We start from the raw sequence: 19279 nt of genomic DNA on the forward strand, positions 1-19279 counted from the left end.
AAGGTTGGCGACCGCCTAGATTATTGCGCGCCTGATCCTCCCGGACACCCATTCCGAGACGACGACGGTCGCGAGGATCACTGCGAAGATCACCGTGATTTCCGACCATGCCAACCGCGCCAGTGACGATTCGAGCTGCACGCCGATGCCACCTGCGCCGACAAGCCCGAGGATGGTGGATTCGCGGATGTTGATGTCCCACCGGAAGACAGAGATGCCCGCAAAGGCCGGCATGATCTGCGGCACGATGGCGTAGTCCATCACCTGCATGCTCGACGCTCCCGTCGCGCGCACCGCTTCGACCTGGCTGTGATCCACCTCCTCGATCGCTTCATAGAGCAGCTTGCCGATGAAGCCGATGGAGCGCAACGCGATCGCTATAATGCCGGCCAGCAGTCCCGGTCCGATGATCGCGACCAGCAGCAGTGCCCAGATCAGCGAGTTGATAGAACGCGAGGCTACGATGACGAACAGCGCCAGCGGACGCGCGATCGTGCGGCTCGGCGTAGTACTGCTTGCGGCGAGAAACGCCACAGGAACGGCAATCGCGATGCCGAGCAACGTGCCCAGCGTGGCGATGTTCAGCGTATCCCACAGCGGCGCCCACAGGCGGTCGAGATAGGACCAGCGTGGCGGCCAGGCGCGTGACAAAAGATCCGCCGCCTGCCGCGGCGCATCCTCTACGAAGACCCACACCGTGTTGCGGTTCATCACCTGCCAGCACAGGACCGTCGCGACGACCAGCACGAGCGATCCGCCCCAGATGGCCCATTGCCGGCCGGTCGTCCTGCGCGTCCAGACCTGCCGGCCTTGATCGATCGTGGTGACCGGCATCACTGCACCCATCTGCGAAGCTGGCTGGAGACGTATTCGGAGACCATCACGATCCCAATGATGAGGATCAGGATGGCGCCGGCCGTGTCGTATTCGTAGCGATCCATCGCCGTGTTGAGCGTCGCACCGATGCCGCCTGCCCCGACAATGCCGATCACCGCGCTCTCGCGAAAATTGATGTCGAGGCGGTAGACGCTGAGGCCGATGAGGCGGGGCATGATCTGCGGCTGGATGCCGTAGTTCAGCACCTGCCACCAGCCCGCACCCGTCGCCCGCACGGCTTCGGCCTGCGCGGGGTCGATATCTTCGATCTCTTCGGCCAGCAGCTTGGCCAGAAAGCCGATCGTCGCGAAGGCGAGTGTGAGGAACCCCGCGAACGGCCCGAAGCCGAACATCGCGACAAACAGGATCGCCACGATGATCTCCTGAAAGGAGCGCGACAACGCGATGATCGCACGGCAGACCGCATAGACCGGCACCGGCGCGATGTTGCGCGCCGCACCGATACCGATCGGGATCGAGATCAGCACACCCGCGACCGTCGAGGTCAGCGACATCGTCAGGCTTTCCACCATGCCCTGCCAGATGTCGCGGCTGCGCGTGGTGAAGTCCGGGGTGAGAAAACCCTGGACGAAACGCAAGCCGCGCTCCAACCCCTCATAGATGCGGACCCAGTTGACCTCGATGCTGGAGATCGCCAGCACGAGATAGACGAGGATCACGCCGTAGAGCGCATAACGCAGCTTCGGGTCGGCGATAAGCAGTGGCGGGCGTCGCCAGCGCCGCGGAACGACGGCTGCCATCAGACCATGCCCGCCATGCGCTCGCGCGCCGACTCGAAAGCCGCCACCTGCTCGGGCTCGTCGTCGCTGGTGTTCGTTCCCGCCTTCCAGTCTTCCTCGCCGTAGATGCGTGTCAGTGCCGCATCGTCCAGCAATCCGGGTTCCGCGTCGAACACGACTTCGCCGGCCCGCAAGCCGATGATGCGATCGACGAACATGCGAGCCAGCGCTACGTCATGGATGTTGATGATCGCGGGAAGGCCGCGCTCGCGGCAGATTTCTAGGATCAGCCGCATGATCTGGCGCGACGTCTTGGGGTCGAGCGAGGCGGTCGGCTCATCGACCAGCAGAAGCTCCGGGTCCTGTTCAAGAGCCCGCGCAATGCCGACTCGCTGGCGCTGCCCGCCCGACAGGGCGTCCGCCCGCTTGTCGGCATGATCACCCAGGCCGACCCGGTCGAGCAGCGAAAACGCCTTGTCGACATCGGCCTGCGGGAAACGCCGCAGGAAGGAGCGCCAGAACGGCACGTAGCCCAGCCTGCCCGACAGAACGTTCTCCATCACCGTCAGGCGCTCGACCAGCGCATATTCCTGGAAGATCATGCCAATGCGCCGTCTCGACCGGCGCAGTTCGCCGCCGCCGGCACTCGTCAGGTTGCGATCGTTCAGAACCACGCTGCCCGATGTCGGCTCGACCAGCCGGTTCACACAGCGGATCAGTGTCGATTTTCCCGCACCCGACGGCCCGATCAGGCCGACGACCTGGCCACCAGCCACTTCGAAGGACACGCTCTTCAAGGCGTGATCACCGGTCTTGTAGCGTTTCGCGAGCCTCTCGATCCGCAGCATCGCCAGCCCTTTCCCGAAAATAGTGTCGAGCGGCCCGGCGAAGCCGGACCGCCCGCAAAGTGTCACGTGATGAAATGCTACTGGCAGTCGTAGGAGACGCCCGTCGCTTCATCGATCTGGCGGATGACCGACCAATGATCCTTGAAGCTGATCGGGATGAACTTCTCCTGCGGCGGCTCCGAGGTCTGGAATTCCTCGAGCAGCTTCGAGCCTTCCCAGTCGAAGGAGAAGAATGCTTCCTGGATTTTGTCCTGGAGCTCGGGCGTCAGATTGTAGACGACGCCGTAACCGGTGGTTGGAAAGGTTTCCGACTTGTAGATCGAGACGAGCTGGTCGGCCTTCACGACATCGCGTGCTAGCATGCGATTCAGGACCGAATTGGCGATCGAGGCGGCGGGATAGTCCTTGTTGGCGACGCCGAGGATCGAATTGTCATGCTTGCCCGAGAACACCGGTTCGAAATCGGTGTTGGCGGCCATGTTGAACTCGGCCTGCAGGATCGCGGACGGCGCCTTGAAGCCCGAATTGGACGTCTCCGACGTGAAGGCCAGCTTCTTGCCCTTGATGTCCTCGACCTTCTCGATGCCCGAACCCGGATAGGTGACGATTTCCATCTCGTAGCCGAAAGCGTCGCCGTCGTTGGCGGCCATCATAGCGAAGGGACGGAACCCAGCGCAGGCAACCGCGAGCGGATTGCCGCCCGTGTTGAAGCCCGCGATGTGAAGACGTCCGGCGCGCATCGCCTCGATCTGCGCGGCGTTGGACTGCACGGGGAAGAACTGTACGCCCTTGCCTGTCACGTCCTTCAGGTGATCGAGAAAGCCCGCCCAGACTTCCGCATAAACCGCGGGATCCTCAACCGGCGTATAGGCGAAGACGAGCGTTTCCGGGTCGATCTGCTGTGCCGCATCGGTCGGGATGTCGGCGATCATGTCGCCATCGGCGTCCTGATAACGGCTGTCCAGTTTGAACTCGGCATAGGCCGGAAACACGAACGCTGCCGAAAGTGCCAGCGCGGCGATGATCTTTTTCATGGTCGCTCCTGAGATATGAAATCCACAGGGCGCGCATAGCCGCCGCGCATATAGGTTTTATGACAAATGCGCTGCGCGGGGCTACTGAGCGTGATCCGACGCTGGCATTCCGAAGCGACCCGATTTGAAGCTCGATTTGGTGGCCCCCCCAGCGCACGGCAATGTTTGCCAAGGTCTTCAGGATCGTTACGAAATGGTATGGCAATTCCACGAGCAAAGTTGTTTTCCCGCAGATTTGCAGCAGTGCGGGGTGAGAACGAATGTCAGTTCCTCATCCTTCAACGGCCGGTAGCCATGGGCGAAGCCGACACAGCCGTAGCTGGGGAAAGCGGGAATGCCGCATCTGGATGCTTGGCATGCCAATCAGGACCAGGCTCCTTCATCATACGGCAACTGTCCGCTCCGGACCTCTCCCGTACGGTTATTGCTATTTGACCGAACCCCAGCCACCTGTTGGCTGATTGTATGCTTGGTAGATGGCTGGATCGGACATTGGCGCTCTCCAGACTGGTTCTGTTGATATGTTCCGCGGGATGTGGGAGCGCGATGCGGCATCCAATCGTGAGATGCAGAACCGATGGTAAACCGTCGGACCGAGGCGTCGCCGGCAAGCGCTGCGGCGAGGAAGCTGGCCTTGAGCTCGTTGTTCTTCCATATGGGCGCGTCGAGCGAATCGGCAGCTTCGGCGAAGATATCAACTTCAAGACGTCTGCGTGGCAGGTCTAGTCACTCTCAGAAGTTGACTGCGAGCGTCGCCTTGAATCCGTGATCGGATGCGCCACCGGCGAGTTGTCCAGTATAGGACAGGCCGAGTGTGGCATCGGGAGTGAGATTGAGGTCAAGCCCTGTCTCGATGACCGCGCTGTTCCGGGCGATCGGAACGCCGGCGATGGAAAAGGCGTCTCCGGCAGAGAGGGCATGGGTGCTATTGGGGGTGATGTCACCCAAGGCGTGACGCCAGCCGACCATGCCCTTGACCGTCGCACCCACGGTTCCGAGCGTAATGGCGTGTTCGGCGCGTAGGCCGAGCGTAGTGAAGGTGGTACTGGTGGTTTGGTTGACACTTGAGAGAGCCGCTGCGCCACCAGTTTCGGTGAAGCCATCGGTACGAAGGCTGACATGGGAGAGATTGGCGAAGGGCTCGAAACGGGTATCGCGAGCCTCAAAACCATAGCCCAGTTCGCCGAATGCCTGGAAAGTGCCAGCATTGTATCCGGCCGTAAGGCTATCGGTCAGACCGGGGATCGAGACCGAGCGATGGGTCTCGATGTCGTGCCATGTGTAGGCTGCACCCGTACGGAAGGCGACATTGCCCCATTCCGTTCCGCCATAAATGCCCAGATGATAATTGTCGCTCGATCCCGACGAAGCACGATCGTCGGCTTTGAAGCTGGAATGGCTATAGCCGGTCAATATACCCACGCGCCAATTTCCGACAAGACCGTCAGTGCCGATCAGCAGACCGCCGGTCAAACGGTCCAGGCTTGCGGCGTTGCCGTCGCTGTCGGTTGAGCCCCAAGAACCAAAGCCATGGCTCCAGAAGACTGGACCGGCATGATCGGCAGCGACCAGCATGGGCGTGTCTCCCGGACCGTAAGCCAGCACCGGCGCATAGGACGCGCCTGCTGTTGCAAACGCTGCGCGGATACGATCATTGGCGGCGTTGCGAATGACGCGGCTGTCTTCGATCAGCGCTGTATTTATGGATGCGTGTATCTCGCCTGACACCGCATCGAAGCTGGCGCGGATGAGATCGTCATCGTCGGCAAACTGGGCGATGGCGTCATAGACCGCGTGACCGGCAGCAAGGCCGATGCTCTCGATCCCCTCAGCCGCAGCGATCTGGTTGCGGGTCTGTGCGGCGGAAGCAAAGTCGCGTTCATTGCGCGACAGTTCCAGATCGACTGTGCCGGCTCCATAGTCGTAGACGAGCTGTGGCGTCAGGAAGGCGAAGTTCGAGGTGACGTCTTCGAACGCGCCTGACAATGTACCATCAGCCGACACAATCGTATGGGTTGAGCGGATATCGTAATTGCCGTTCGCGCCGATATGGGCGACTGCCCCGCCATTGAGCGTGGCGTTGCCGGTCACCGTCACCAGATCGCTTTCGCTGCCTTCCGGGTTGACCTCGACGACAAGGTGCGAGCCAGCCTCGAAGACAAGATTTCCATCGACCGTCAGCGTGCCGATCGAGTTGCCGGGCGAAAGCGTGCCGCCCGAAGCGACCGTCACCAGCGAGCGCGTGCCCGAACCGACGGTGCCAGAGCCGCCGAGCGTGCCACCAGCGAGCACATCGAGCGAGCCGCCAAGCGTGCCATTGCCAGCCGCGTCGCCCACCAGTAGCGTTCCTGCCTTGATGGCAGTGCTACCGGCAAAACCGGAACTATCGCCGGTCAGAAGCACCGTTCCCTCCCCATCGAGCGAGAACTGGCCGTTCCCCGAGATCTCCCCATGATAGGCAGCAGTGCCGCTATCGACGAAAGCGAAAGACGTCCCGGCTCCGCCAAGTTCCACATCGCCGCCGAACCGCGTCGCTTCCGTCGCTAGCCCGCCGTCCGCGATCGTCCAGTCGAGCGTTGAGACGCCGTCGAGCGTCAACGTACCCACACCTTGCTTGACCATCACCCCGTCAGTGCCATTGAGACCGACGATGTCGCCATCAAAGCTGGCGTCGGAGTCCTGATCGAACACGATCGTTGCCGCATTGGCGATGTCGCCCGAGATCGAGGCGGCCTCGCCGATCAGCGTTCCAGCCTCGACAAAACTATTGCCGTAGGCGTTCCGGCCCGACAGTGACAGCGAGCCATCACCGCGCTTGACGAGATTGCCCGGCCCAATAATGTCTTGTGACAGCGTGAAGGTGTTGCCCGCATCGGCAATGTCGAACCCGCCGCCCCCTTCTTCCATAGTGATGGCTCTGGCAGTCGATGTGTAGCCGGCTCCAGTCACACGCAGCGTGCCGCCATTGAAGGCCAACTCGCCCGATGCCGCACCAAGACTAGCATCCGAAGACACGGAAACGGCGCCGCCCAGGAGCTGCGTGCCGCCATGATAGGTATTATTGCCTTCGAGAACGAGCATGCCACCCTGTGTCTTGGTGAGGCCGTCCGCTCCGGTGATTGTCGTGGCAATTTCGGCTGTTTCGCCGGCCAGCACGCGGATCTCGGCATTGCCGTCGATATTGCCCGAACCATTCACCACGAGGGAGCCGGGACCTTCCAGCCGATAACCGCCATCGACAAATTGAAGACCTTTGAAGCTTTGAGCGCCAGCGACCGTGACAGTGCCGCCGCCAAAACCTCCGGGCTCATTCCTGAACACGGCATGATTGCCTGCCCAGGAGACTGGAACGGCGCTGCCGCCATTCAGCCATTGCGTGTTCGTCGCATTCCAAGTGCCGTCTCCGCCCTGCCAGTGCTGGAGCGTGTCGTCGCCAGGGGAAGCCACGAACAGGTCGATATTGCCACCACCGGCCTGGATTTCATAAGCGGCTGGCGCGGCAAGCCCTGGCGTGGTTCCGACCGTCAAGCCCGATCCAGACAGGTCGCCGCCATAGATCATCAGACGATAGTAGCCAAATCCCGCCACGCCATCGGCAGCGTCGTCACTTTGAGCAAGATTCAGCGTACCGTTGAGGGTGAGATCGCCGGCGACGGAGATGCTGTCACTCATGCCGGGAGAGCTAGAGGTCGCACCCGGACTGCCAAGTTCGTAGTTAAGGAGTGATCCCGCGGACAGGATAAGATCGCCGCTGATATTCAGCGTCCCGATCGAATTGCCAGGAGCAAGACTGCCGCCATCGGCAACCGTCGTCGTGCCGATAGTGCCTGATCCACCAAGCGTCGCGCCAGCGTTCACCGTCATTGTCCCGCCGAGGGTACCGTCAACCAGGACCGTGCCACCATGAACAGTGGTGTCGCCCGAGAAGCTCGAGCTATCGCCGATAAATATGGTGTTGCCAGCATAATGATTGAGGAACCCGGCACTGCCGCTGAGTTTGGTATCGAACGTGTAGGCGCTATCGGTGTGATTGAAGTTGAGGCTGGCGGCGTCTGTGTAAAACTGGATATGGGAAGCGGTCAGTGTCCCCGTTGCGACTGCATCTGTGGCGTCGACCGATGCGGCCCCGATATTGAGACTAGCAGAACCGGAGGTGTTCCCCACGCCTAACCAAACCGCCCCTGCATTCACAGTGCCGCCGTTCGATACGGTAACCGCCCCAGTGGACCCGTCTCCGAATCCGGCAACGACCAGCGGGCCGGCGATATCTGCGGTCGATCCCGCACCATCCACCAGGAGTACTCCAGACCCCAGTTGACCGTAATTGCCACCGCCGACGTTCATGAAAGTGGCCGAAGAAAGATGACCCCCGCCAAGGACGGACAATATTCCCTCACCACCAAAACCAACGGTTATGTCTGCCACCTCCAGGCTCGATCCACTACCGGTGACACGAACTTCGCCCCGAGACCCCGCAGCATCGCCGACATGAACCTTGTTGGCCGTCGATAGCGTACCGGCATTGGTCACGACCAGAGTGGCGTCATCGCCGGCGTTCTGACCGATCGTGCTTTGGCTAAGCGCGGAAGGGCGCTCAAGTGTGCCACCATCGATAATCAGGGCGCCGTCATGCACGGTGAAATCCCCGCCCAGAAGACCAGTCACGGTCAGCGTGCCGTTCGAAACTGTCGTGCCACCAGTGTGGGAGGCCGTTCCAGCCAGAGTTAGCGCACCGCCAGCCAGAGACAGACCCAGGCTGCCGGTTCCGCCGTCGTTGATCATGCCGGAAAATTTGGTCGGCCCGATATGAGAAGTATCCACCGTTAAGGTGCTGTCAGTGCTTCCGCCATTGGTAATCAAGCCGCTACCAGGCGTTTCACTGACAATAGCGCCGATGGTGGTGCTGTAGCCATTCAGGCGGAGCGTACCGCCCGTTCCGCCAGATATGTTGTCAAAACGAAAATCAGTTGTCGTCGTCAGCGCGTCGTCGGCGAGGAGGTTCAGCGAGCTGTCTTGATAGAACCGCTGCGTACCACCGCTGACAGCGCCGGAAACCGAGGCATTAAGGATGCTGTTGTCGTGGAAAGTTTGGTATCCGCCGCTGATAGCGTCGTTGGCCGAGGCGTCAAAAACGCTGCTGCCGTAGAAGTCTTGGGCTCCGCCGCTGACAGCTCCAATTGCCGACGCATCGAGTCTGCTGTCGGCATAGAAGAATTGAGTTCCGCCGCTGACGGCATCGGCGGCTGAAGCGTTGAGCACGCTGAGGCCGGCGAAAGACTGAATTCCGCCACTGACGGCATTGGCGGCCGATGCATTAAGGGTACTGGTGTTCCAGAAAGACTGGACTCCCCCGCTGATGGCGTTTGCCGCGGAAACTTTGAGCATGTTGGCGTTGTTGAAGGTCTGGTTGCCACCACTTATGGCATTCGCGGCTGAAGCGTTGAGCACGCTGTTGTCATAAAATTGCTGGGATCCGTCGCTGAGCGCATATGCAGTCGAGGCGTTAAGCATACTGGAGTCCCGGAACGTCTGGGTTCCACCGGTAATGGCGTTCGTCGCCGACGCGTTCAGTTCGCTGGTGTCGAAGAAGTACTGCGTTCCGCCACTGACGGCGTCTCCCGCGGAAGCGTCAAGCGTGCTGGAATCGTAAAATTGCTGGAATCCGCTTGAAAAAGGGCCGCTCGTCGTCTCTGTGCCGGTAAAAGCCTGGCCGAAGGCGGGCAAGGGCATAGTGGTGATGACAATGAGCGGGAGCGCTTGTCCAGTTCGCCCAGTGCCACCGAACGACCTGATAATACCGGAAGCTCTCATGGCCTTCTCCCCGCTCTCGGCCCTTAGAAACGTTCGGCTGATTGCTTGGATGCCAGCACACAAGGGTTCTTTTAGTACTATCGCTTTTTTGCCATACTGAACTGCCCAGTCAACTGAAGATTCCGTTGAGGGCTGGCTAAAAACTACTGCGTGCCGCCAACCGACCAGCTAAACCGGGACGGGAGGCATCAACGTTGCGTCCGAGGCTTTGCTTCCGGCCACATCAAGGAAACATCCGCAGCATCGAGCGAGCAGTTCGGCTGAAGCGGCTGGTAAACGGTATGGGCCAGCAGATCGCCCACTATCGGGAGCGCCGGCCTGGCGAACTTAAAACAATCCACTCGGCCTTTCAGGATCAATGAAACCGGAGAACGACGATAGCTGCAACCTCCTCGGGAAAAGGCGTGCCGTAGGTCATCGCCACCGCGCGGCCCATCGAGTGGCCGACGAGGACGGTCTTTCCAATCGCAGCGGGCCTACCGCAATTGTGGATCGCGAGCGCCTGCGAATCGGACGTGCCCGATAGGGGAACCCATACTACAGCCATTGACCGGCGCGGTCGAAGGCGAACACCTCGTATGTGCGTCAACGCCGGCAGCCGATTGGCCGATTGTTTCGTGCGGTTTCGCTTACTTAGTGGCCGCCGCCCAGGTATCGTCCCAGTGCTTCGAGCATGCCTTCCCAGCCGGAGCGATGGCCCGCAACGTCATCCTGGCCATCAAAATAGAGGCCTTGCTCCACAAGACTCATCCGTGTTCCGTGATCCGCTTCCTCGAATGTGACGGCGACCGTGCCGGCAAAGGTGAGCCGGCCGTCGCTGCTGAGAGACGTTGAATACACAATCCGCCTCCCAGCTTCGATTTCGAGGTAACGGTTCTCGTTGACATACTGCTGACCACCTATCGCCCCGAAGCGGCAGACATCCGTTTCTCCAACGGCAAACCGAAACTGGTCGAAATTCAGCTCCCAGCCCTCTCCCGGATCGCTCCATACCCGCTGGGCTTCCTCACTAGACCAGGCTGCGAAAACGGTATCCACCGGTCCGGCGAAATCCTTCGTGAGATCGATCGTTCCTTCGATAACGCTCATGTTCCGGTCCTTCCGTTCCAGTGTTTCAGATGGAACGACATTGGACCGGATCGACTGCTGAATTTAGCGGCAGACTCGACGGCTTCGGGGCATTTGTGCCAGATTTCGATGATGCCGATACGCCCGCGTCCTACAGAACCGCTTCGTGTTTCGATCCTCAGCCTGCCGGAAAGCGGGACGATGGCGGCCTTCGGCCTGCACGAGGTTCTCGGCGATACAGGGACAAATGACGAGGCGCTGTCCCGGCCGCTTCATCCGGCGTTGGTGGCGTACCATCGCCGACCATTCCGATCCAGCACCGGGTTGCGCGTGACGCCCGAAGGGGACCTGACCGGCGACTGTGCCGACGTCGTCATCGTCTGCGACATTCACCTGAACCGCGGCGAGACGCCTGAAGGACGATGGCGCGACGAGATCGCATGGGTACGCCGTCACATTGACCATGGAGCCGTGGTTTGCGCGACCTGCAGCGGTTCCGTGCTGCTTGCCGAAGCCGGCCTGCTGGATGGCGCCGAGGCCGCGTCGCACTGGTCCATGGCCGACCTGTTCCGCGACCGCTATCCAAGCGTCAGGTTCAGGCCGGAGCGGATCTTGTGCGACAGCGGCCGCGGTGGCCGGTTGATCACCACAGGCGGCGCGTCTTCGTGGCAGGATCTCGCGCTCTATCTGATCGGACGCTTCTGTGGTGCGGAGGAAGCGGCTCGCGTCGCACGCCTTTTCCTGCTCGGCGACCGCGGTTATGGTCAGTTACCGTTCGCTTCCATGGCGCGCCCGCGCCAGCATAGCGATGCCGTCATCTCGAAGATCCAGGCGTGGCTGGTCGATAACTACGCAACGACCAATCCGGTTTCCGTGATGGTCGGCCGGTCCGGTCTGTCGGAGCGCAGCTTCAAGCGTCGTTTCTCCGCAGCCACGGGGTATACGCCCGTCGAATATGTCCAGGCGCTGAGGATCGAGGAAGCCAAGCAGATGCTCGAGACAGAGAACTTGGCCATAGAGGACGTCTCCGCCGCGGTCGGTTATGAAGATCCGACATTCTTCCGCAAGCTGTTCAAGCGCCGCACGGGCGTAACGCCGGCGCAGTACCGCCAGCACAACCGCATTCGCGGCCTCTCCGCTTGATGGCCGTTTTGCCCCGAAAGCGGCGGAACTGCCTCTAACGCCATCGGGCCTGGTTTGTCACCGTCTTGGAGCGAAGGGCGCATGGCGCCCGGCTTCAACGGAGGCAAGCCATGGACTTCTACCACACCCCGACAAGCTGTTCGCAGGCCACGCATATCCTGCTGCGCGAGGCGAAGCTCGATTTCCGGCCGCACAAGGTCGATATCTTCAGCCGCACCCTGGAGGACGGCTCCGACTACACGCAGGTCAATCCGAATGGGTACGTGCCAGCGCTTGTGCTCGACGACGACATGTTGCTGACCGAGAACGTGGCAATCATCGACTGGATCGCCGGCCAGTCGCCGGCCCTTCTTCCTGACGGGAAGCTCGGACGAACCCGGCATTTGCAAATGCTCGCGTTCCTCTCGACGGAAGTGCACAAGCCGTTCATCCCGCTCTTCTTCCTTGAAGACGAGGCAGAGCAGGCCCGCTTGCGCGAGATTCTGGCCCAGCGCTTCTCCTGGATGGCCTCGAAGATGGAGGGCGATTACCTGTTCGGCTGCCGTTTCACCGGTGCGGACGCATTTCTCTACGTCATGCTCCGCTGGGCAGCGATGGTCGGGCTCGAAACCCCGCGCCGCTTCGAGGCATTTGTCGAGGCCGTCGAATGCCGCGGCTCCGTGAAAGCCGTTCTCGCGGCGGAGGGACTCCAGCCGCTTTGCGCCGCCGCGTCGCCATTACCTGCAACGTAATCGATCTGCGTCCCGAACCGGCGTCATATCCCGCCATATTCGAACACGGAGTGCCGCAATGACGATCAACAAAATCCTCGCTTTCGATGCTCTCACCTGCGCCCTGATGGCAATTGTCCTGGCGCTTTCGGCGGGCGCGCTGGCGCCGCTGCTGTCCCTGCCGCGCGATCTTCTCTTCTATGCGGGCTGCGTGCTGTTCCCGATCGCCATTTTCATGGCGGTCCTGGCGCGCCAAGACCGACCCTGGGCTGCCGGCGTGTGGCTGGTTATCGCGGGCAATGCCGCATGGGGGCTGGCCAGCCTCGCCGTCCTGTTGCTGACGGCCCCGAACATGCTGGGCGCCGGCTTTCTGGTGGCCCAGGCTTTGGTCGTGGCTGTGCTGGCCTTAGCCGAATTCAAGGCTGTTGGCCGCCCCGCGGCGGGCATGGCGTAGGCGACGACGAGATGTACAGCACCCTTCCTCGCCGGATATTTCTGGCAGCCGGCCTCGGCCTGTTCGTCGCTCGCCCTGCGCTCGGCCAGACACAAACGCACGCGAACCACGGAGTACCCGCAATGAAGATCCGCGACCTCTATCCGCTCATCACGACCCCGGCGCTCGCCGAGGCACGAGACTTCTATGTCACCCATTTCGGCTTCCAGGTGGCGTTCGAAGCCACCTGGTTCGTTTACCTCACCGGTTCGGGCGAGGACGGAACATGCGGGGCCACCCTGGCTTTCATGCACCCTGATCACCCGTCCAATCCTCCCGGTCCCGAAACCTTCAACGGCCTCGGCATGATCCTCACGGTCGAGACCAGCGATGCGGCAGCCTTGTTCGAGAGCCTGCAACGCGGCGGTGCGCCGATTGTTCATCCGCTGACCGACGAGGATTGGGGACAGCGCCGCTTCATGACGCGGGACCCCGCCGGCGTCCTGGTCGATGTGGTCGAGCAGATCGAACCAGCAGCCGGATTCTGGGATCCATATATGGTCCAGGATTGATTGACTGGCCCCGTCCCCCATATGTTTTTATAAGAGATGTCGCGAGTTGGGTGATTTCTTTGAGAACGCCACCGACCGAGGGTTTCCGGGCGAAGGAGCTTGGCAAGGTCGCGAATATCAGAACCCGAACATCGCGCCTTGCTCTCCGACGTTGCGGTGAGGAATACATCGAACAATTCAAGCTAGGCTTGAACGATCTCGCGCTCGCGAAGTAGCCGGTTTGTTCAGAACCGCACTCCAAGCTTGGCGCCAAGCGCGTGATCCTGGTTGTTTGAACCGCCGATGCTGGTGCGGTAGTCGAAGCCGAGATTCCAGTCGTTGTTGAACTGGAAGTCGAGCGAGAGGCCGAGCGTGACGTGGTCGCGGGCATCCGTATCGACCTCCACCGAATAGGGCAGGCCGCCCAGGTCGGAGTAGCCGAGGCTTGCGCGCGAAGATCCCTCGAAGTCGTGAGTGTACTCCGCCCGAACGCTCGGCGTCAGCGTGCCCCAATCCATCTGAAAGGCGTAGTTGGCCCGGATGCCGAGCACACCCGATAGGGTATCGATTGTCTGGTCGCCATAGGTGAGGCCAAAGGTTCCACCACCGGTCTCTGAGAAGCCGTCGAGCCAGGACCGCGAGAACTCAACCCGGCCATAGGGTGAGATCAGCCAGACCTCGTCGCGGAATTCATAGGCGGCCGTCAGCGAGCCGAAGAGTTGGGTGCCGTCACGGCTACCGGTCGCAAAGTCGCCATTTGCCGTGACATAGCGAGTGGAATCGAAGTTTATCCAGCTTCCTCCGATCAGGGCATCGATGAACAGATTGTCGGTCGGCTTATAGCTGCCATAGATCGCGCCACTATAGGCATCAGCTTCATTTGCGGTGCCGTTCTGGCCGATATCGGTGCGATCACGCCCGTAGCCGACACCGAAGCCCCCGATGACCTGTTCGGAGAAGCGATAGTCGAGGCCGCCCGAAACTCCGACCATGGTGTGCTGGAGATCCAGGCCACTATTGTCGCGCTCGCCGAAGTTGACAAAACCGCCCGACCAAATCGCGAACAGGCCGAGGTCCGGGCCGGCGAAGGACGAGTTCGATGAAGCTAGTCCCGCCGTGCCTCCAGCAGCGGGCCGGCTCCTGTCCGGCCCATAAGCGAGGACGCCCGGCATTGTGGCTGCTGCGCCGGCTCGGCCAGGACGCGCATTGAGTGCCGCGCCATGGCTGGCAGCGATCATCTGGTCGATCTGTTGCTGGGCAAAGTTCGAGGGGTTGGTCTGCGTGAAGCCGAGACGCACGTCCATGCTGGAGGCGCGGCGCTCGTCTTCATTGTGCAACTGCTCCAAACGGCGATGGAAGTTGATTATCTGGTTCTGCGCAAAGCGCCGGGCGGTGTCCGCCTGCGCATTGAGCAGACCGATCACTTCCGGATCCCGCGAAGGATCTGGTCGGATGATGACGGCGCGCGTCACCGTCACCGTATAGGTGCGGATGGTCGTTCCATCTTCGGCGGTTACAACAATCTGCACCGGATTGGGACCAACCGAGAGGGTGATCGGTTGACTGGCGGTGCCGGAGGTGATCGGCAGGCCATTGACGGTGATCGCGGCATTGGCATCGGCAGCCGTGGGCGTCACAGTAATCGTCTCGACCTCATTGCCGACGCTGGCGGTGTAGGACATCGTGCCTGCATTGAAGCCGGGCTGGAGAGAGCCGGCACCCGGCAGGAGGCCCGCCAGTTCGGCATTGGTGGAAGCCGGCGCAGCCCGGATGTCGAGCGTGTAGACGGCCGAGCCGGTGGCGCCGTTGGCGTCGGTGGCGGTGACGGTGAAGCTGGCGCCGCCGGCAGCCGTCGGCGTGCCCGAGAGCGTGCCGTCGGCCGTAAGCGTCAACCCGGCGGGAAGGGTGCCGGCCGTGAGCGCATAGCTGTAGGGCGATGCGCCCCCGCTCGCGGCGAGCGTCTGATTGTAGGCGGCGCCAATGGTCGCGCCCGGCAGCGCCCCAGCGGCGGGAGTGAGGTCAATGACAGCCGGCGCTGCGCGGTTGACCGTGATTGTGTAGGTCTGCGTGGTCGAGCCGTCCTGGGCGGTAACCACCACGACAATGGTTGTGACGCCGACGTTGAGTACGATCGCCGGGCTGGCGGTGCCCGAGGCGATGGTCTGACCATTGACAGCGATGGTCGCGGAGGGATCGGCGGCCGTTGGCGTCAGGGCGAGCGTCTCCACGCTGTTGGCGACCGCCAGCGTATAGGCGAGCGTGCCGGCGCTGAAGGCTGGCGACAGCGCGCTGATGCTCGGCGCCAGCCCCGACAGTTGAACGTTGGTTGAGCCGCCGCGCGTCCAGGGAGCCCCGGAGGTGAAGGCGGTGGCGAGGCTGTTCCCATTCCTATCGATGATGCTGCCCCCAGCGCCGACATCGAGGCGCAGCGAGCCGATGCCTGATAGTCCGGTGATCGACACTCTGTAGGTGATGTTGTTGTTGGTGGAGAGGCCCGAGATGGTCCCCGTCGCAGAGCCCGTGGTGGACAGGACCAGGTCCGATGCGGAGAAGCCGGTGACAGGCTCGGAGAACACCACTTCGAATGTCACCGACGTGGCGTCTGGGGCGGGACTGCCGGCAACGGCGGTTGAAAGCACGGTCGGCGCGGCGGCATCGATGATGGCGAGCGTATAGGCGGCTGAGCCCGTCGCGCCGATGGCATCGGTGGCGGTGACAATGAAGCTGGCGGTACCGGCATCGGTGGGCGTGCCCGACAGCGTGCCGTCAGCCGCAAGCGTCAGTCCCGCGGGGAGTGTTCCGGCAGTGATGGCGTAGCTGTAGGGTGCGGCACCGCCTGCGGCGGCCAGCATCTGGCTATAGGCCGTGCTCGCGGTGGCCGCCGGCAGCGCGCCAGCGGCGGGAGTGAACGCGAAGGTCGGGGCGGTGACGGTGATCGTCACCGTCGCAGCCAGGCTGGTGCCGAACGCATTGGTCGCTGTGTAAGTGAAGCTGTCGGTCCCCGAGAAACCAGCGTTGGACGTGTAGGTGATCGTCATGCCCGAGGCCGTTGCCGTGCCATGTGCGGCCGGGGTCGCGACAGCCACAGAGTCGGGCGTGCCGCCGGTGATGTTCAAGCTGATCGGATTGGCTGAACTGTTGGCTTTGACGGTCTCTGAAGCGGCGCCGGCGATCGGCGGTCCTGCGACGGAAAGCGTGTAGTCCTGCACCAGCGTTTCATTTGAGACACTCGTGAACTGGAGCGAGAAGCTGTACTCTCCCCCTTCTTGAGGGGTGCCCCCAATCATCACACGGGACCCGGTGACGCTCGCCGCCAGACCAGGCGGCAAGCGGCCGGAGGCTACAGTTATCGCGGTGATGCCCCCTGAGTCGGATGAAAAGCGGACTCCATAATTTGTGCCAACCATGCCGCCGGGCAACGTGCCAGACGACGGATTGACGGCGAATGCTGCACCGCTCTGCCGAACAAAAATGGTGTTCTCCAGCGAAGAATAAGTCGCACCATCAGCGTCAGTCAGAGTGACCTTGAAGGTGTAGACACCAAAGGTTGTCGGCGTGCCCGCGATCACGCCGGTTGCGGGATCAAGGGTCAGCCCGTTCGGCAAGACACCTGAGGAGATGCCATAGCTATAAGGTGTAGCGCCCCCCGACCCGATGAAGGTCAGGCTGTAGGGCATGCCCACCGTTGCACTCGGCATTCTTCCAGCGGTTGGCGAGAGCCCAAGCGTCGCATCAATGTGCAGGACGAAGGTGTTCGACCCGGCGGCCAGATGGGCGTCCGTGGCGGTGACAACAACATTGAAAGAGCCTGCGCTCGAAGGCGTTCCCGAGATTGCGCCACTGGCCGCATCGAGGATCAGGCCCGTTGGCAGCCCGGTCGCCGAATAGGTGTAGGGCGCAGTTCCCCCCGAAGCAGTTATGAGCGCGGAATAGGGAGCTCCGACCTGAGCGTTTCGGAGACTGGCCGGCGCCAGGGTGATCGTGGATGGCGCCACAGACATGCTGTAGGTCCGAGATCCGTTGATCGGGGTGCCGCCGGTGGAGTCCTGCGCAAAAACCACGAAGTGGATCATGCCCTCTTGCCGGGGCGTTCCCGAGATCAATCCATCCGGCCCGAGCGATAACCCCTCGGGCAGCGCGCCATAGAGGAGCGTGAATGTGTAAGGTGCGGTCCCACCGGTCGCCGATAATGCATGCGAATATGCCTGTCCCAGGATCGCATCTGGCACGGTTGGGGAGAGGCTCAGGCCGCCAGCGGCGATCACCAGCGAATAAACGGACGAGCCGGCATTGCTCGGGTCCACGGTGTCGGTCGCGGTAATGGTGAAGTTGAAGGCGGAAGCGACAGTCGGCATGCCCGAGAGAATACCGGTGGCGGGGTTCAGACTCAGTCCAGGGGGCAAATCGCCTGAGAGCGCATAGGTGTAATTGCCGCTGCCGCCCGAAGCAGTGAAAGACTGGCTGTAGGCGGTGCCGGCCCGGCCGCCGGGCAACGCACCGGACGACGGATCAACGGTGACTGCTGTACCGCTCTCCCGAACAGTTATGACGTAGGCGACCGTAGCCGTCGCGTTATTGGCATCGATCAGGGTGATATCGAAGGGATAAAGACCAGAGGTTATCGGGGTGCCCGCGATCGCGCCGGTTGCGGGATCAAGGGTCAAACCGTCCGGCAAGGCACCTGCGGAGAGGGAGTAGCTGTAGGGTGTAGCGCCTCCCGACCCGTTGATGGTCAGGCTATAGGGCGTGCCAACCGTTGCGCTTGGCATTGCGCCAGCGGGCGGAGAGACCGCAAGCGCCGCATCAACATGCAGGACGAAGCTATTCGACCCGCTGCTCAGATGAGCATCCGTGGCGGTGACAACAACATTGAAAGAGCCTGCGCTCGAAGGCGTTCCCGAGATTGCGCCACTGGCCGCATCGAGGATCAGGCCCGTTGGCAGCCCGGTCGCCGAATAGGTGTAGGGCGCAGTTCCCCCCGAAGCAGTTATGAGCGCGGAATAGGGAGCTCCGACCTGAGCGTTTCGGAGACTGGCCGGCGCCAGGGTGATCGTGGGTGGCGCCACAGACATGCTGTAGGTCCGAGATCCGTTGATCGGGGTGCCGCCGGTGGAGTCCTGCGCAAAAACCACGAAGTGGATCATGCCCTCTTGCCGGGGCGCTCCCGAGATCAATCCATCCGGCCCGAGCGATAACCCCTCGGGCAGCGCGCCATAGAGGAGCGTGAATGTGTAAGGTGCGGTCCCACCGGTCGCCGATAATGCATGCGAATATGCCTGCCCCAGGATTGCATCTGGCACGGTGGGAGAGAGGCTCAGGCTGGCTGGGGCGATCGTCAGAGAGTACGGAAATGATGCCACGTAGGGACCATCACCGATCGTCGAGTCCGTGACAATTACCGAGAACGTGTAGGACCCTGGCGAAAAAGGTGTTCCCGTCAGCAATCCGGTCGGCTCCATGGTGATGCCAGGCGGCAAGGTGCCGGAAACCGAAAAGCTGTAGGGCACGGTACCACCGAAGGCCGAAAGGCTCTGCGAATAGGCCGAACCCACGGTGCCCTCCGGAAGGCCGCTGGGGGACGCGAAAATGGTGGGTGGCCTAACGCTCAGCGTGTAGCCCCGCGTGTCGGAGGCGCCCACCGAGTCGGAGGCAAATACGCTGAAACTGAATATACCGCCTTCGGTTGGCGTCCCGGCGATCATCTCGTTGGCAAAGGTCATTCCCGCTGGGAGTCGGCCGGCAAGGGTGACGTGATAGGGCGCGGTTCCGCCCAGGATGAAAAATGACTGAGAATAGGGGGCGCCAACGGCCGCATCGGGAAGGCTGAAGGGTGCCAGGGTAACCTGTGCCCAGGCGGGGGCGACCAAGAGTGATGCGGCAATGAACAGGCCGACGAGACGGACAAGGACGCCTCGCGTGAGGGCAAACGCGCCGCCGGCCAACCGCGAAAATCCGGAAGGCCCTGCCTGCCCGCCCGATTTCGGACGGTCCGATGCCTGGGCTTGTGCCCCTGGGTTTGCTGAGGTCGTCAATCGCCTGCCTGATCTCGTAACGCGCTGAGGACA

The 19279-nt window shown here is 62.0% G+C and carries 12 protein-coding genes and 1 pseudogene; 5 read left to right on the top strand and 8 right to left on the bottom strand.

All coding sequences use genetic code 11. The features are described 5' to 3' along the window. Window positions 1-15: 15 nt before the first annotated feature. The 4 genes from phnE (AAFN55_RS24170) to phnD form a co-directional block, all read right to left on the bottom strand. The gene (gene phnE, locus AAFN55_RS24170; RefSeq protein WP_347801560.1) at window positions 16-834 is read right to left on the bottom strand and encodes a phosphonate ABC transporter, permease protein PhnE; all 819 of its coding nucleotides are present in this window, start codon (window positions 832-834) and stop codon (window positions 16-18) included. Continuing rightward, window positions 834-1637, bottom strand: a complete 804-nt coding sequence (gene phnE / locus AAFN55_RS24175) for a phosphonate ABC transporter, permease protein PhnE (RefSeq protein ID WP_347801561.1) — start codon at window positions 1635-1637, stop codon at window positions 834-836. The genes phnE (AAFN55_RS24170) and phnE (AAFN55_RS24175) overlap by 1 nt, the downstream gene beginning before the upstream one ends. After that, window positions 1637-2464 carry a phosphonate ABC transporter ATP-binding protein gene (gene phnC / locus AAFN55_RS24180; protein ID WP_347801850.1) on the bottom strand — a complete coding sequence of 276 codons (828 nt, stop codon included), beginning with the start codon at window positions 2462-2464 and terminating at the stop codon, window positions 1637-1639. The genes phnE (AAFN55_RS24175) and phnC overlap by 1 nt, the downstream gene beginning before the upstream one ends. Before the next feature lie 77 nt (window positions 2465-2541). Next, the gene (gene phnD / locus AAFN55_RS24185) at window positions 2542-3498 is read right to left on the bottom strand and encodes a phosphate/phosphite/phosphonate ABC transporter substrate-binding protein (protein ID WP_347801562.1); all 957 of its coding nucleotides are present in this window, start codon (window positions 3496-3498) and stop codon (window positions 2542-2544) included. Window positions 3499-3653: 155 nt separating this feature from the next. Between phnD and AAFN55_RS24190 the strand changes: the two are divergent. After that, window positions 3654-3734, top strand: a pseudogene (locus AAFN55_RS24190) (conjugal transfer protein TraH); the annotation flags it as partial. A gap of 496 nt (window positions 3735-4230) precedes the next feature. On the opposite strand, the gene AAFN55_RS24195 reads toward AAFN55_RS24190, so the two are convergent. The 3 genes from AAFN55_RS24195 to AAFN55_RS24205 all read right to left on the bottom strand — a co-directional run bounded on the left by AAFN55_RS24195 (window position 4231) and on the right by AAFN55_RS24205 (window position 10398). Further along, window positions 4231-9309, bottom strand: a complete 5079-nt coding sequence (locus AAFN55_RS24195) for an autotransporter domain-containing protein (protein ID WP_347801563.1) — start codon at window positions 9307-9309, stop codon at window positions 4231-4233. Window positions 9310-9664: 355 nt separating this feature from the next. Next, a complete protein-coding gene (locus tag AAFN55_RS24200) occupies window positions 9665-9856 on the bottom strand; it encodes a hypothetical protein (RefSeq protein WP_347801564.1) in 192 nt (63 codons plus the stop codon). Window positions 9857-9942: 86 nt separating this feature from the next. Further along, a complete protein-coding gene (locus tag AAFN55_RS24205; protein ID WP_347801565.1) occupies window positions 9943-10398 on the bottom strand; it encodes an SRPBCC domain-containing protein in 456 nt (151 codons plus the stop codon). Window positions 10399-10578: 180 nt separating this feature from the next. Between AAFN55_RS24205 and AAFN55_RS24210 the strand changes: the two genes are divergently transcribed. From AAFN55_RS24210 to AAFN55_RS24225, 4 genes are all read left to right on the top strand, one after another. Next, window positions 10579-11520, top strand: a complete 942-nt coding sequence (locus AAFN55_RS24210) for a helix-turn-helix domain-containing protein (RefSeq protein WP_347801566.1) — start codon at window positions 10579-10581, stop codon at window positions 11518-11520. Between the two features lie 110 nt (window positions 11521-11630). Continuing rightward, window positions 11631-12251 carry a glutathione S-transferase N-terminal domain-containing protein gene (locus tag AAFN55_RS24215; protein WP_347801567.1) on the top strand — a complete coding sequence of 207 codons (621 nt, stop codon included), beginning with the start codon at window positions 11631-11633 and terminating at the stop codon, window positions 12249-12251. A gap of 58 nt (window positions 12252-12309) precedes the next feature. After that, window positions 12310-12684, top strand: coding sequence for a hypothetical protein (locus AAFN55_RS24220; RefSeq protein WP_347801568.1), 375 nt, complete (start codon window positions 12310-12312; stop codon window positions 12682-12684). 11 nt (window positions 12685-12695) lie between these two features. After that, a complete protein-coding gene (locus AAFN55_RS24225; protein ID WP_347801569.1) occupies window positions 12696-13235 on the top strand; it encodes a VOC family protein in 540 nt (179 codons plus the stop codon). A gap of 224 nt (window positions 13236-13459) precedes the next feature. Here the strand turns inward: AAFN55_RS24225 and AAFN55_RS24230 are convergent, their stop codons facing one another. Then, on the bottom strand, window positions 13460-19156 hold the full coding sequence (locus AAFN55_RS24230; protein ID WP_347801570.1) for a putative Ig domain-containing protein: 5697 nt from the start codon (window positions 19154-19156) through the stop codon (window positions 13460-13462). Window positions 19157-19279: the final 123 nt, after the last annotated feature.

Source organism: Mesorhizobium sp. CAU 1732, assembly GCF_039888675.1.
In the GTDB taxonomy this organism is placed as follows: Bacteria; Pseudomonadota; Alphaproteobacteria; order Rhizobiales; family Rhizobiaceae; genus Aerobium.